Source organism: Pseudomonas sp. DR48, assembly GCF_019823085.1.
Classification (GTDB): Bacteria; Pseudomonadota; Gammaproteobacteria; order Pseudomonadales; family Pseudomonadaceae; genus Aquipseudomonas.
Window position 1 is genome coordinate 880,001 of record NZ_CP081946.1, and the last position, 14,164, is coordinate 894,164.

Annotated in this window: 14 protein-coding genes; 4 read left to right on the top strand and 10 right to left on the bottom strand. The window is 57.3% G+C overall.

Annotated features, from left to right (window positions below):
• Positions 1-91 precede the first annotated feature (91 nt).
• The 6 genes from msrQ to K5K95_RS04030 form a co-directional block, all read right to left on the bottom strand.
• Positions 92-712: a protein-methionine-sulfoxide reductase heme-binding subunit MsrQ gene (gene msrQ, locus K5K95_RS04005; RefSeq protein WP_222588458.1), complete on the bottom strand. Its 621-nt coding sequence runs from the start codon at positions 710-712 to the stop codon at positions 92-94.
• The gene (gene msrP, locus K5K95_RS04010) at positions 712-1,725 is read right to left on the bottom strand and encodes a protein-methionine-sulfoxide reductase catalytic subunit MsrP (protein WP_222588459.1); all 1,014 of its coding nucleotides are present in this window, start codon (positions 1,723-1,725) and stop codon (positions 712-714) included. The genes msrQ and msrP overlap by 1 nt, the downstream gene beginning before the upstream one ends.
• A gap of 63 nt (positions 1,726-1,788) precedes the next feature.
• Positions 1,789-2,646: a CDP-diacylglycerol--serine O-phosphatidyltransferase gene (gene pssA / locus K5K95_RS04015; protein ID WP_222588460.1), complete on the bottom strand. Its 858-nt coding sequence runs from the start codon at positions 2,644-2,646 to the stop codon at positions 1,789-1,791.
• A 145-nt stretch (positions 2,647-2,791) separates the two neighbouring features.
• Positions 2,792-3,808, bottom strand: a complete 1,017-nt coding sequence (gene ilvC, locus K5K95_RS04020; RefSeq protein ID WP_003212125.1) for a ketol-acid reductoisomerase — start codon at positions 3,806-3,808, stop codon at positions 2,792-2,794.
• 48 nt (positions 3,809-3,856) lie between these two features.
• The gene (gene ilvN, locus K5K95_RS04025; protein WP_003176102.1) at positions 3,857-4,348 is read right to left on the bottom strand and encodes an acetolactate synthase small subunit; all 492 of its coding nucleotides are present in this window, start codon (positions 4,346-4,348) and stop codon (positions 3,857-3,859) included.
• Positions 4,349-4,350: 2 nt separating this feature from the next.
• A complete protein-coding gene (locus K5K95_RS04030; protein WP_222588461.1) occupies positions 4,351-6,075 on the bottom strand; it encodes an acetolactate synthase 3 large subunit in 1,725 nt (574 codons plus the stop codon).
• Between the two features lie 398 nt (positions 6,076-6,473).
• Between K5K95_RS04030 and K5K95_RS04035 the strand changes: the two genes are divergently transcribed.
• Entirely contained in the window at positions 6,474-6,887 is a 414-nt protein-coding gene (locus K5K95_RS04035) for a DUF4124 domain-containing protein (RefSeq protein WP_222588462.1), read from the top strand.
• Positions 6,888-7,006: 119 nt separating this feature from the next.
• On the opposite strand, the gene K5K95_RS04040 is transcribed toward K5K95_RS04035, so the two are convergent.
• Genes K5K95_RS04040 through mrcB form a run of 3 tightly spaced genes read right to left on the bottom strand, consistent with a single transcriptional unit; the run spans position 7,007 to position 10,405 of the window.
• Entirely contained in the window at positions 7,007-7,342 is a 336-nt protein-coding gene (locus K5K95_RS04040) for a YqcC family protein (RefSeq protein ID WP_149418325.1), read from the bottom strand.
• Complete coding sequence (locus K5K95_RS04045; protein ID WP_222588463.1) at positions 7,342-8,064, bottom strand: tetratricopeptide repeat protein; 723 nt, start codon at positions 8,062-8,064, stop codon at positions 7,342-7,344. The genes K5K95_RS04040 and K5K95_RS04045 overlap by 1 nt, the downstream gene beginning before the upstream one ends.
• A 16-nt stretch (positions 8,065-8,080) precedes the next feature.
• The gene (gene mrcB, locus K5K95_RS04050; protein WP_222588464.1) at positions 8,081-10,405 is read right to left on the bottom strand and encodes a penicillin-binding protein 1B; all 2,325 of its coding nucleotides are present in this window, start codon (positions 10,403-10,405) and stop codon (positions 8,081-8,083) included.
• A 118-nt stretch (positions 10,406-10,523) separates the two neighbouring features.
• Between mrcB and K5K95_RS04055 the strand changes: the two genes are divergently transcribed.
• The 3 genes from K5K95_RS04055 (at position 10,524) to K5K95_RS04065 (ending at position 13,030) form a co-directional block, all read left to right on the top strand.
• Positions 10,524-12,080, top strand: coding sequence for an AAA family ATPase (locus K5K95_RS04055; RefSeq protein WP_222588465.1), 1,557 nt, complete (start codon positions 10,524-10,526; stop codon positions 12,078-12,080).
• A 90-nt stretch (positions 12,081-12,170) separates the two neighbouring features.
• Positions 12,171-12,515 carry a pentapeptide repeat-containing protein gene (locus K5K95_RS04060; RefSeq protein ID WP_222588466.1) on the top strand — a complete coding sequence of 115 codons (345 nt, stop codon included), beginning with the start codon at positions 12,171-12,173 and terminating at the stop codon, positions 12,513-12,515.
• A 242-nt stretch (positions 12,516-12,757) separates the two neighbouring features.
• Positions 12,758-13,030: a TfoX/Sxy family protein gene (locus K5K95_RS04065; RefSeq protein WP_003228231.1), complete on the top strand. Its 273-nt coding sequence runs from the start codon at positions 12,758-12,760 to the stop codon at positions 13,028-13,030.
• 259 nt (positions 13,031-13,289) lie between these two features.
• Here the strand turns inward: K5K95_RS04065 and K5K95_RS04070 are convergent, their stop codons facing one another.
• Positions 13,290-14,144: a ChaN family lipoprotein gene (locus tag K5K95_RS04070; protein WP_222588467.1), complete on the bottom strand. Its 855-nt coding sequence runs from the start codon at positions 14,142-14,144 to the stop codon at positions 13,290-13,292.
• Between the last annotated feature and the right edge of the window lie 20 nt (positions 14,145-14,164).

A 14,164-nucleotide genomic window follows, 5' to 3' on the forward strand; every position in this document is an offset into this window, starting at 1 on the left:
GTAACTCTTTGTTTACCAAGGAGTTTTCCGTTTCGACCGCGCCGGAAGTGGGGCGAATTATAGACTTCTGGAATCTGCCGTCAACACCTATTTATGCTTTTCTTGCAGAAGAGGTCTTTTTAGCTACCAAACGCGGAATTCGACGCATCACAGCAGGGATTCGCAATGCTAATAGCAACGCCCCTATCGCTGCATAGATGGACCATTCCTTTAGATCGGCACGCACGATCCACAACATATGCAGCAGTCCAAGCCCGAGAACGACATAAACAAGCCGATGCAGTTTCTTCCAGCGAATACCCAGTCGCCGCTGACTATAGCGATTGGAAGTCACCGCCAACGCCAATAAACACAAAAAGCCCAGCGTCCCGACAATAATATACGGTCGCTTGCGCAACTCGACGCCCAGCTGCGACCAGTCAAATCCAAGAATGAACGCCGTATAGCCGCTCAGATGCAGAACCACATAGGCGAAGCACCACAACCCGAGCTGCCTGCGGACGGCAATCCAGCCCGACCATCCGGTGAGCTTCTGTAATGGCGTCATGCTTAAAGTAATAAGAAGCAGGATAAGCGTCCCCAGCCCCAGCCGATCCACCAGCACTTTGCCAGGATCAGGCCCCAATACGTCTTCCCAGGCCTGATACAACCAAAGCAGCGGCCATACCGCGGCAGCTATAAAGACGCCAATTCGCCAAAAGGGAAAACGCATCAGTAATTCTTCCGCAGATCGAGCCCTGCGTAGAGAGAAGCGACTTCATCGGAGTAGCCATTGAACATCTGGGTATCCCGCACATTTGGCTTGAACAAGCCGCTCGGCAAACGACGCTCGCGAGCTTGCGTCCAGCGTGGGTGATCGACCGTGGGATTCACGTTCGCGTAGAAACCATATTCATCGGCGGCAATGCTCTGCCAGGTAGTTTTTGGCTGCTCGCTGACCAGACTGATCCGCACAATGGACTTGATGCTCTTGAAGCCGTACTTCCAGGGCACGACCAAACGCAGCGGCGCTCCGTTCTGATTCGGCAGTTCACGCCCATACATACCTACCGCCAGAATCGCCAGCGGGTTCATTGCCTCATCCAGTCGCAGCCCTTCTATATAGGGCCAGTCGATCAAGGCAAAGCCAGAACGCTGTCCAGGCATGCTTTTCGGATCCTGCAGCGTTTCGAATCGGACGAATTTCGCCTTCGACGTTGGCTCAACTTCCTTGAGCAATGCAGAGATGGGGAAACCAATCCAGGGAATGACCATCGACCAGGCTTCAACACAACGCAGACGATAGATCCGTTCCTCCAATTGATAAGGCTTCATAAAGTCTTCCAGCGCATACCGGCCCGGCTTACCCACCTCCCCGTCCACCACCACACTCCACGGCTCGGTCTTCAGCGCGCCCGCATTGGCCGCCGGATCACCTTTATCGGTACCGAACTCATAGAAGTTGTTGTAGTGGGTTGCGTCCTTGAAGGGCGTGATCGCCTCATCCTTGACGTTGACCGCCCCCCACTTGGTAGAAGGAAGCTTTTCGGCAAACCAGGAAGGCGCCTTGCCAGGTTCGACATCGGCATAACGAGCAGCATCGTCGGCACTGGCCCAACGCGGCAGACTGCTCACAGCCAAACCGGCAACGGTTGCGCCCAGCAGGCTACGTCGGGAGAGATAGAACGATTCAGGCGTGACGTCCGACTCATGGCAGTCAGACGCTTTGGGGACTTTGATCAGCATGGCAACTCCGCAGCATTGGAGGACAGATGCACCAATAGACTGCGGAGTATGAGCGAAATTACATCACTCGGCGTTTTTGTGGCGACGAAGATGCAACAGGTACTGCACCGGGCCAGAAGCCGCGTAAGCAAGGAAAACCAGCAGCAAAATACGCGGAGGATCACTGAACACCACGGCAAACACCAGAACCACCGCCAGGATCGCGACAAAGGGAACACGCCCCTTCAAGTCCAGCTCCTTGAAGCTGTTGTACTTGATGTTGCTGACCATCAACATGCCCGCAGCCGCGACCATCAACGCAACCAGGAATGACATCTTGGAGCCCTGGATCCCGTAATCGCTGAATGCCCAGACAATCCCGGCAACGACACCTGCAGCAGCCGGACTGGCCAGACCGATGAAGTAGCGTTTATCAGCCGTGCCAACTTGCGTGTTGAACCGCGCCAGTCGTAGCGCGGCGCCAGCAACATAGATGAAGGCAACCATCCAGCCGACCTTGCCCATGTCACCCAGGGCCCAGCCAAATGCCAGCAACGCCGGCGCGACACCAAAGGCGACCATATCCGACAGCGAATCGTACTCGGCGCCGAATGCACTTTGGGTGTTGGTCATGCGGGCGACTCGACCGTCCAGGCCGTCGAGCACCATGGCGACAAAAATCGCGATCGCGGCAAAAGCGAAATACTTGCTTGCGCCTATTGAATCACCTGCACTCAGGGCGCTCTGGGCGCTCATTGAGTTGATGATGGAATAAAACCCTGCGAACAGGTTCGCAGTGGTGAACAGATTCGGCAGAAGATAGATACCACGATGCCGGACTTTACGACCTTCAGCGTCATGCCCTTCCTCGATGTGCTCATCGATGGGCAGCAGGCTTTCGGCGTCAGAAGCCTGGTTTGGCTCTTCGGGACGTTCGCTCATGGACATTACCTTGCAACGGGGTGGAAAGTTTCGACAGGTGTCTGGGACGACGGTTCGGCCGCAAACGATGCAGCTTTATACCAGAACCGACCGCCCAAACGAAAAAACGCGGCCTAAGCCGCGTTTTTTTGTACAAGTGCGCGACTTAGTTTTTAGCTTTGTCGACGATCTTGTTGGCACCGATCCACGGCATCATGGAGCGCAGTTGCTCGCCGATGATCTCGATACCGTGAGCGGCGTTGTTACGACGCTTGGCGGTCATCGAAGGATAGCCGGTTGCGCCTTCGCTGATGAACATCTTGGCGTATTCGCCGTCCTGAATACGTTTCAGGGCGTTGCGCATGGCCTGACGGGACTCGGCGTTGATCACTTCCGGACCGGTCACGTACTCGCCGTATTCAGCGTTGTTGGAGATCGAGTAGTTCATGTTGGCGATACCGCCTTCGTACATGAGGTCAACGATCAACTTCAGTTCGTGCAGGCATTCGAAGTAGGCCATTTCCGGCGCGTAGCCAGCTTCAACCAGGGTTTCGAAACCGGCCTTGACCAGTTCAACGGTACCGCCGCACAGAACGGCTTGTTCGCCGAACAGGTCGGTTTCAGTCTCGTCCTTGAAGGTGGTTTCGATGATGCCGGTACGACCGCCACCGACGCCAGCGGCGTAGGACAGTGCAACGTTTTTGGCGTTGCCGGAAGCATCCTGGTAGATAGCGATCAGGTCAGGAATACCGCCGCCTTTGACGAACTCGGAACGCACGGTGTGACCCGGGGCTTTCGGCGCGATCATGATCACGTCGAGGTCGGCGCGCGGAACAACCTGGTTGTAGTGGATCGCGAAGCCGTGGGAGAAGGCCAGGGTGGCGCCTTTCTTGATGTTCGGCTCGATTTCGTTCTTGTACAGGGCCGACTGGAATTCGTCCGGGGTCAGGATCATGACCAGGTCGGCAGCAGCAACGGCGGAAGCAACGTCGGTCACTTTCAGGCCGTGAGCTTCGGCCTTGGCAACAGTGGCCGAACCTTTACGCAGACCAACAGTAACGTCAACGCCGGAATCTTTCAGGTTGCACGCTTGAGCGTGGCCCTGGGAACCGTAACCGATGATGGCAACTTTCTTGCCCTGGATGATCGACAGGTCACAGTCTTTGTCGTAATAAACTTTCATGAAATTCCCCTATATATCCAGGCCGTTCAGGCCATTCGCTAATTTGGTTTAGATGCTGAGTACTTTGTCGCCGCGGGCAATACCGGTTACACCGCTGCGGACGGTTTCCAGAATCGAGGCGGTGCCAATGGACTGAATGAAGCTGTCGAGCTTGTCGCTAGTACCGGTCAATTGAACGGTATACACGCTAGCGCTGACATCAACGATCTGCCCACGATAAATATCGGTGGTGCGCTTGATCTCGGCGCGCTGGGCGCCGGTGGCCTTGACCTTGACCAGCATCAGTTCGCGCTCGATGTGAGCACTCTCCGACAGGTCGACCAGTTTGACCACTTCGATCAACTTGTTCAGGTTCTTGGTGATCTGCTCGATGACTTCATCGTGACCCACCGTGGTTAACGTCAGACGCGACAGGGTCGGGTCTTCGGTGGGTGCCACGGTCAGGCTTTCGATGTTGTAGTTGCGCTGCGAGAACAGGCCGACTACACGAGACAGAGCGCCAGGTTCGTTTTCCAGAAGCAAGGAAATAATGTGCCGCATGATTAAGTACGCTCCGTCTTGCTCAGCCACATATCGCGCATGGAGCCGTCTTTGATCTGCATCGGGTAGACGTGCTCGCCAGCGTCGACCTTGATGTCGATGAACACCAGGCGATCCTTCATGGCGAACGCTTGCTCCATCATCGGCTTCAGATCTTTCAAATCCGTGATGCGCATGCCGACGTGACCGTAGGCTTCAGCCAGCTTGACGAAGTCGGGCAACGATTCCATGTAGGAGTGCGAGTGACGCGCGCCGTAGCTCATGTCCTGCCACTGACGAACCATGCCGAGTACACCGTTGTTAAGCAGAACGATCTTCACCGGCAGGTCATGCTGCAAGCAGGTCGACAGCTCCTGGATGTTCATCTGGATACTGCCTTCACCGGTCACACACGCCACATCAGCGTCCGGGAAGTTCAGTTTCACGCCCATCGCGGCCGGAAAACCGAAGCCCATCGTGCCCAGGCCACCCGAGTTGATCCAGCGGTTTGGCTTGTTAAAGCGGTAGTACTGCGCCGCGAACATTTGATGTTGACCCACGTCCGAAGTGATATAGGCATCGCCCTTGGTCACTTCGTGGAGGGTTTCAATCACGGTCTGCGGCTTGATGATGCTGCCGTCACCCTTATTGTAAGGGAACATGTCGCGATCACCGCGCCACTCTTCAACTTGCTTCCACCACGCAGCAACCGACTCCTTGTTAGGTGTCTCGCCGATTTCCTTGAAGGTAGCGACCATTTCAGTCAGCACGCTTTCCACCGGGCCTACGATCGGAACGTCGGCCTTGATGGTCTTGGAGATCGAAGCCGGGTCGATGTCGATGTGGATGATCTTGGCGCTCGGGCAGAACTTCGACGCACCGTTGATAACACGGTCATCGAAACGCGCACCGACAGCCAGGATCACGTCCGCATGGTGCATCGCCAGGTTGGCGGTATAGCTGCCGTGCATACCGAGCATGCCGAGGAACTGACGGTCGCTGCCCGGATAGGCGCCCAGGCCCATCAAGGTATTGGTAACCGGTGCGTTCAGCAGTTGCGCCAACTCGGTCAACGGCGCGGAGCCGTTACCCAGGATGACGCCGCCGCCGGCATAGATGATCGGCCGCTTGGCCGCCAACAGCATTTCCACGGCTTTGCGGATCTGGCCCGAATGGCCACGAACCGCCGGGCTGTAGGAACGCAGCTTGGCTTTTTTCGGGAAAATGTATTCGAACTTCTCGGCCGGGTTGGTCATGTCTTTCGGAATGTCGACAACGACAGGACCAGGACGACCGGATTGCGCCAGGTAGAAGGCCTTCTTCATGACTTCAGGGATTTCCGAAGCATGCTTGATCATGAAACTGTGTTTCACGATTGGCCGGGAGATACCGATCATGTCGGTTTCCTGGAACGCATCGGTACCGACCATCATGCTAGGTACCTGGGCGGTCAGGATCACCATCGGGATGGAGTCCATGTACGCCGTGGCAATACCGGTAATGACGTTAGTCGCGCCAGGACCCGAAGTCACCAGAACGACGCCAGCCTTGCCGGTAGCACGCGCATAGCCGTCGGCCATGTGAGTGGCAGCCTGCTCATGACGAACGAGAATATGTTGAACAGCTGGTTCTTTGAACAGCGCGTCATAGATATGCAATGCGGCACCACCCGGGTACCCATAGATATACTTGACGCCTTCGTCACGCAAAAAGCGGACGATCATCTCACCGCCAGATAAAAGCTCCACGTTGTCCACCTCTAAAACGCCAGAATACCGCCCACATAAGAAGGGACGGGTCTAATAGGTTTACTTCTCAGCAGAGCATGAGCGACGGTGGTCGCCGACTACGTCAGCACTGACTGAGCAAGTATTGGGATCGTCCCAAGTGTTGCGGGCCTTTCCCACCCAGCGCGAGGTAACGCGTTGCGGGTGTAACAGGTCGGCGCGGATGTGCGCCTCATGATCTGCTGAGTGGGTCTGCTTCTGGCAGTCCCTCTACAGCGGACTTTGGATTCTTCTGTTTCGTCCCCTGCAAGTCAAGTCGTCTATGTGCTTTATTGAAGTAAGCACATGAGAAAGCAAGAAAAAACCGCTAAACAGCAACTGTGTTAGCTTCAATTGCGCAACTCTGGCAAGGAAATGGCATGCGAACGTTCATTATGGTCAGTCTGCTGATCAGCCCTTTGTGTATGGCAGGACAGATCTACAAATGGGTCGACGCCCAGGGCGTTACTCACTTTGACGCACAACCGCCCCAAGGACAGGAGGCCACCACCGTGGTGACGCCCTCCTCGCCTGCCGGCAAATCGGTCACGCCGTCGCGCAGCACCGCAATCGGCGATCAACAGGCCATCGACAAGACAGTAAAAAAACAAGTCGCCGAGCAGCAAGCCCAGCTAAAGGTATTCTGCAATCAGGCGCGAACGAACCTGGCTCAATTGCAGAACAATCCGCGGGTGCGTGAAGAAGTTGACGGCGAGATGCGTCGCCTCAATGACGAGCAGCGTCAGGAACGAATTTCCGAGGCACAAAAACAGATCGAGAAAAACTGCCAGTAAATCCCTGTAGGAGCTGTCGAGTGAAACGAGGCTGCGATCTTTTGATCTCGTCTTTTAAAAAACAAAGTCAAAAGATCGCAGCCTCGTTTCTCTCGCCAGTTCCTACAAAGGATCGGGCATCAGCGGGAGGCGGTAATCAGCAGATCGAACTCTTTGAGCAAGACCTGCAACTGCCGATCCTTGCCTTGGACATTGCGTGCGGCGAAGACCATTTCAGCCATCTCCTGAATCCCCGATGCGTTGGGCAACGGCAGATCCTGCTCAAGGATGGCCTTCATGCGCGGCAGGAAGATCCATTGCAGCCACTGCTCGAAATCCAGCGTATCGACCGAAAACGGCTCGACACTGGACAACGCTTCAGCGGAGGGCGAAACCTCGTCCCACCATCCCTGAATTCGCAGTTCACGCTCGATCAGCAATAGCTGCTCGGCAATCTTCGGGAAGCGTGCATCCATCACGACGTAACCTTGGCCTTCTGACGGGCCTGTGCCGCACCTGCGGAATCACCCTGCTTCTCACGCGCCTGGGCGATCAATTCCCACAGGCTAGCCTGAAGCGCAGGACGACCATTGGCGAACGTCAGACCACGACGGGCGAATTGTTCAGCCTGCGGCGCATCGCCTTGAGCCATGCGCACCTGAGCCAGGCGATAAAGCACTTGCGGCTCGCGCGGCGCGACACGCTGGGCGCGCTCAAGACTGGACGAAGCACCATTGAGGTCACCGCTGGCCTGTTGCTGTTGAGCGGTGGTCAACAATGCCAGTACTGGACCGTCCAGTTGTTCATCGGCAGACAAGCCACCGCCGGTACTGGCCGAAGGAATTCCGCTCGGCGTCGACGGCATGCTGTAGCTGCCCTGATTGATTGGCGCCGACTGCACCGGCGAGGTATCAATCGGACCCGGCGTGATCGGCGCAGTGCTGATCGGTGCGGACGTCACCGCTCCACCTCCAGGAACCATCACCACCACACCGGTATCGCCTTGCGGAATTGCCTGAGGCTGGGCTTGCACAGGACGCTTCACTGTCGTTTGGCGGAAGCCGCCATTCGCCTGAATCCGCTCGCTATTCGAAACAGCGCTGCCGGAATCCACAACCGGAATCGAACCGCGCTGTACGGTGGAGCAACCGCTGAGCAAAGCCACGGCGGTTACCGCTGGAATCAACCACTTGTTCACTTGAAATCCTCTTTGCTTAGTTCATCCAGCCCTTGACCCAATCCATCACCGTCTCGCCGGAAGCAGGGCTTTCGCCACCGCAAGCGGCGCCGGGTGGCGGTTCACTGCCGCGAATATACGGCATCTGCACCGCGCCTGGGCAGTTGGCATCGGAGCCTTGCCCTGTACGCGAATCGACCCAGGCCTGAACAACGTTGTCCGGTTGCGGCATGTCCAGCGGCAATGGATCGGCCTTGCGCATGAAACTGGTCCAGACCTGCAAAGCACCGGTGGCACCGGTGAACGGCGTCTTGCCATTGTCATCGCGACCCAGCCAGACCACCGCCAGCAAGTCCTGACTGAAACCTGCAAACCAGCTGTCTCGCGAGTCATTACTGGTACCGGTCTTGCCGGCCAGGGTCAGGGTTTTCGGCAAGACGTTATAAACCGAGCTGCCGGTGCCTTCACGCATGACCCGTTGCATGGCGTTCTGAATCAGGAAGATGGAGCCCGGATCGAAACGCTGTTCAATCTGGAACGGATAGCGCTTGAGCGGTTCGCCTTCGGCAGTCAGAACGCTACGAATCCCGCGCATCGGTGTATTGAAGCCACCGTTGGCCAGCGTCTGGTACATGGTTGCCACTTCCATCGGCGTCAGACCGCCAGCCCCCAGCAACATCGAAGGGAACGCCGGGAACTCGCGACTCACCCCAAGACGCGCCAGGGTCTTGAGGACATTCGGTACGCCCATCGCCAACCCGAGACGCGCGGTCGACAGGTTGTAGGAATGCGCCAGACCTTGATAGAGGAACACAGTCCCGTGGGAGCGGCGATCGTAGTTCTGGGGTTTCCAGACCTGGCCGTCCGCGCCTTTGACCGAGAAGGAGTCGTCCGACAGCCAACTGGTCAACGTGTACTGGCTCGGCTTTTCCAGGGCAGTCAGATAAACCGCAGGCTTGATCAAGGAACCGATTGGCCGCACCGCATCCAGCGCGCGGTTGAAACCGGCAAAACTGGCCTGACGACTGCCGATCATGGCCTGGACTTCACCGGTTTCCGGGTTGGTCACGACCATCGCCGCTTCGACGTCATCCGAGCCTTTGCGCCCAGCCAGGCGTTTAAAAGTGTCATTGACCGAGGCTTCGGCTTTCATCTGCAGGATCGGATCGAAACTGGTGAAAATCCGCATGCCTTCTCCGGTCAAGTCTTCGTCGCGATAGTCTTCGCGCAGCTGACGCTTGACCAGATCGAGGAAACCCGGGAAAGAGCTGTCCGCCAGTTTGCCGCGAGTCGTCACGCCCAGTGGCATGTTCTTCGCAGCGGCGACTTGCTCGGCAGTGGCGACGCCTTGTTGCTCCAGGACATCAAGCACCAGATTGCGCCGCTCCAGCGCCCGCTCCGGATTGCGACGCGGGTTGTAATAGGACGGCCCCTTGACCATCCCCACCAGCAATGCGACTTGATGCAGTTTCAGCTCGGACAATGGCTGGCCGAAGAAGAACTGGCTGGCCAAACCAAAACCGTGCACCGCACGCTGACCGTCTTGACCGACGAACACTTCGTTGAGGTACGCCTCGAGAATTTCCTTTTTGTCGTAATGCAACTCAAGCAGCATCGCCATCATGGCTTCGGTGAGTTTACGGGTCAGGCTGCGCTCGCTGGTGAGGTAGAAGTTCTTCACCAACTGTTGCGTCAGGGTACTGCCGCCCTGGGTCATCTTGCCGCCAGAGGTATTGACCCAGACTGCCCGGGCAATCGACTTCGGCGACACGCCCCAGTGGCTATAGAAATCCCGGTCTTCCACGGCCACCAGGGTTTCCAGCAGATACGGCGGGACCTGATCGATTTTGATCAGAATGCGATCTTCGAGGTTTTTTGGGTAAATCCCACCGATCAGCAGCGGCTCCAGGCGCACCACGGACAGCTTCGAACCGTTGGTCGCCGAAAGTTCGGCTACATAATCGCCGGAAAACCGCACACGCACCGGCTGAGGTTTCTCCAGGCCTTCATAAAACTGGAAACCACGGGTATTCAAGTCGACGGTGTTGCCGTTGACCGCCGCAGCGCCGGGGCCATTGCTGACGCTTTCACGTCGATAGCCCAATGCATCGAGCTCGGTGAGGAAGTCATCCTTGCTCAGCTTCTGGCCTGTGAACAGTTCAAGCGGGCGCGCGTACACCTTGGCCGGAATGGTCCACCGTTTGCCGGAGAACTTCTCCTGGACCACGGCATCGAGGTAAACCGCGAACCCGGCGAGCACAACGAGGCCGACCAGGCTGAGTTTAAGGGCCCAGCCCAGCCAGGGGCTCAAGCCCTTGGAAGGTGGTTTTTTTGGAGTGCGGGGGGATCGAGTACGAGTCATGGCGGCGGATTATACGCACTTTATTGATACTCAACAGGAGCCCGCCGAGGTTTGCGTCAGGCGGACTTGCGGCCATAATGGCGGCCGTGAATTTTCCCCAGACTCTGAAGGATCGCCTGTGAGCCAGTCCCTGATCGCCGCCCTGCAAAACCCGGCCCTCTACCCGCATCCGGTAGACGGGTTCCAGGTCATCGAGACCCATATCTCCTGGGTCATTTTGACAGGCCCTTTTGCTTATAAAGTGAAGAAGCCGGTGAATTTCGGTTTCCTTGACTTCACCAGCCTCGATGCCCGCAAGCATTTCTGCGGTGAAGAGCTGCGCCTTAACCAGCGCCTGACCAAGGATTTGTATCTGGAAGTGTTGCCGATCACCGGCAGCGCCGAAGCACCGCAACTGGGCGGTGAGGGGCCGGTTGTCGATTACGCGCTGAAAATGCGCCAGTTCCCACAAAGCCAGTTGCTCAGCACCCTGCAAGCCAACGGCGAACTGACCACTGCGCACATTGACGAGATGGCTGAGCAGATTGCCCAGTTTCACCTCAGCGCACCGAAAGTCCCGGCCGAACACGAAGCAGGCACCCCGGACAGCGTCATGGCGCCGGTGCGTCAGAACTTCGACCAGATCCGCCCGTTCCTCAGCGACAAGGCCGACCTGCAGCAACTCGATGCGCTGCAAGCCTGGGCCGAAAGCAGCTTCGAACGCCTCAAGCCGCTGTTCGCTCAGCGCAAGGCCGGCGGATTCATCCGCGAATGCCATGGCGACATCCATTTGGGTAATGCCACCGTGATCGATGGCAAGGTCGTGATCTTCGACTGCATCGAGTTCAACGAACCGTTCCGCTTCACCGATGTTTATGCCGACACCGGTTTCCTGGCAATGGACCTGGAAGACCGTGGCCTCAAGAGCCTGGCGCGTCGTTTCATCAGTCAGTACCTGGAATTGACCGGCGACTATCAGGGCCTTGAGCTGCTGAACTTCTATAAAGCCTATCGCGCGCTGGTTCGCGCCAAGGTCAGCCTGTTCAGCATGCCGGCCGAGGCCGACCCGGTGCAGCGCGCCACCACCCTGCGCCAATACCGCAACTACGCCAACCTGGCAGAAAGCTACAGCACCATTCCTTCGCGCTTCCTGGCCATTACTCACGGTGTGTCGGCCGTTGGCAAAAGCCGCGTAGCCATGCGACTGGTAGAAGCGCTTGGCGCCATTCGCCTGCGTTCGGATGTCGAGCGCAAACGTCTGTTCGGCGAGCAAACCGTACCGAACGATCCACAGGCCGGCATTTATAGTGCCGACGCCAGCGTCGCGACTTACAACCGTTTGCATGAGATTGCCGCCGTTATCCTGCGTGCCGGCTTTCCGGTCGTTATCGATGCAACGTACCTCAAGCGCGACCAGCGCGACGGCGCGGCGAAAATTGCCGAGGCTACCGGTGCTCCGTTCCTGATCCTCGACTGCAATGCGCCACAGGCGGTCATCGAGGGCTGGCTGGCGTTGCGTCAGGCGGACAACAAGGACCCGTCCGACGCCAACCTGGCCGTCATCGAAGCCCAGCAGGCGAATCGTGAGCCACTGACGCCAGCAGAAATTCTGTGCAGCAAACGCATCCAGACCAACGAAAGCGGGACCCTGGATACCGTCGTGGCGCAAATCCGTCAGCGCATGCCAGGGCTGTAAAAACTATTTCAGCCGTGAAGCCTTTGCCGGCTTCACGGCTGTCAAATAGTGGCACTATACTGGCGTCATAAAACCATCAGGTGATGCGACATGAGCCAGCCAAAACTTCTCGACACCCCGCTTTATGCCTTGCTGCACAAAGACGACATCACCGGCTTCAATGCCGAACGTGCCAGCCACGCCTCTGTCGACATGGTCGGCGGTGACTTTCGCGGTCTGGACCTGCGCGAACTGAATGCCGACGGCGTCGATTTTACCGATGCCTATTTCCGCTCCGCCGATCTGCGCGGCATCGACTTTCGCAACTCTTGCCTGGAAGGCGCCAGCCTGGCCCACGCACAGATCTCTGGGGCTTATTTCCCGGCAGAACTGAGTGCTGACGAGATCCTGATGTCGATGAATTTCGGTACACGCCTGCGTTACCGTACCCGCTAAAAACGACGTTCCAGCCCGAAAGTCCAGCGCCCCCGCTTTGCGCTGGACGCTGTGTATTTTGCCGCAATAGACAACTCCCGCGCCCCTCCTCCTACTGCAACCGCAGACTTCCCCCAACGCATCGCGCCTTTCTCTTAGAAGCTTTTGCGTCGAAACCGACCAAACAATCACGCTTTTCCTACTGATGGCTACACTCCTGAGAAGCTCGCCCACGCACCGTTCGGCCGTCGCAAGGAGGCTTGATGAATGATGAACTGCAACACCTGAAGAATCTTGGCAAGACGTCGGCGCAGTGGCTGCATGCCGTGGGCATCCACAGTGCATCGGACTTGCGTCGCCTGGGGGCGGTGGATGCTTATCGGGCCGTGCGCACGCGCGGGTTTCGAGCGTCCAAGGTGTTGTTGTATGCGATCGAAGGCGCATTGATGGACGTGCACTGGAACGACATTCCAGCCGAACGCAAAGACGCCTTGAACAAACAACTGGAAGCCATCTCGTCACGTCACAAGAATTGAACCGGTAAATTTCTGACGAGGGAAAACCCTCGTCATTACAGGCCTTTAGTAGTGAGAAAAACGACAGACTGATAGAAATCAAAAAACAGCGATTGACACGCAAATGAGAATCGCTATGATTATCACAACTGGTCGCGAGACTGGTCGATATTTGAAAAGCCCTTGGTTCGGACTCTCAGATATCTCCTCATCAGGCTAATCACGGTTATTTGACCCGGCTCTTGCCGGGTCTTTTTTTGCCTGTGGAAAAGTCGTCGGATTACTGGCTGAACTGCTTACGCATTTGCGCACAGTAATCCTGGGCTGGCGCGACCACAGGCGTGTACCACACGTAATCGGCCATGGTCGATGTCACCTCGGCGCCCTGCTCTGCCAGCAACAAAACGGTCGGCATTTGCGCCTCGCCCAGATCCAGCACATGAATCGGCACGCCAACATCCTTGCGCGCGTGATAGGCGCCGGCCAACAGCATTGAAGGCGTCGCAGCCGCGAGCAAGCGCTCGGCCATTCGCCGGTCACGTTGTTGCTGGACCGCCAGCATCGCCGGCATTTGCGAGGCAGGCAGCAGTCCGCAATGGGAATCGCTGATCTGTGCCAGCAACTCAGTCTTGACCGACGCTGCATTGGAGCGCGCACCTTTGAGAATCGGCGGATTGGCGTAGACGGCGCGGACGTCGAGATTGTCCAGATTCGCCGCCAACAATGGGTAGGGCTGAGTCAGCGCAAAACGCACGATGGGCCCATAGAGACTCCAGTCCCATCCCGGCTGCCAGGCTAATGCACCGGGCAGATCCGCCGGCAACGTCGAGGCGTGGTGCACATCATCGACGCGCAACTGTTGATCCGGCGTGAGCATTTCCAGCAGCAAACTGCCTTGCGCACGCCGCTCGCCCAAGGCCTGCAATAACCACAACTGCAGTTGATGATGATCACGATTGTCATGCTGCTCACCGACGATCAGCCGCGAGGCCCCGGCCAACCGCGTAATCAGTTCAGGGGCCGTCAGGACCTGGCCGCTGTTCAGGTCGAGAATCTCACCGGCGACCGGTGGCGGGTTCGGGAGATGCTGACACCCACTCAAGGCCAGCAACGCCAGTAGCAAAATCACACGCATGTGCTCACCTTGATCAAATG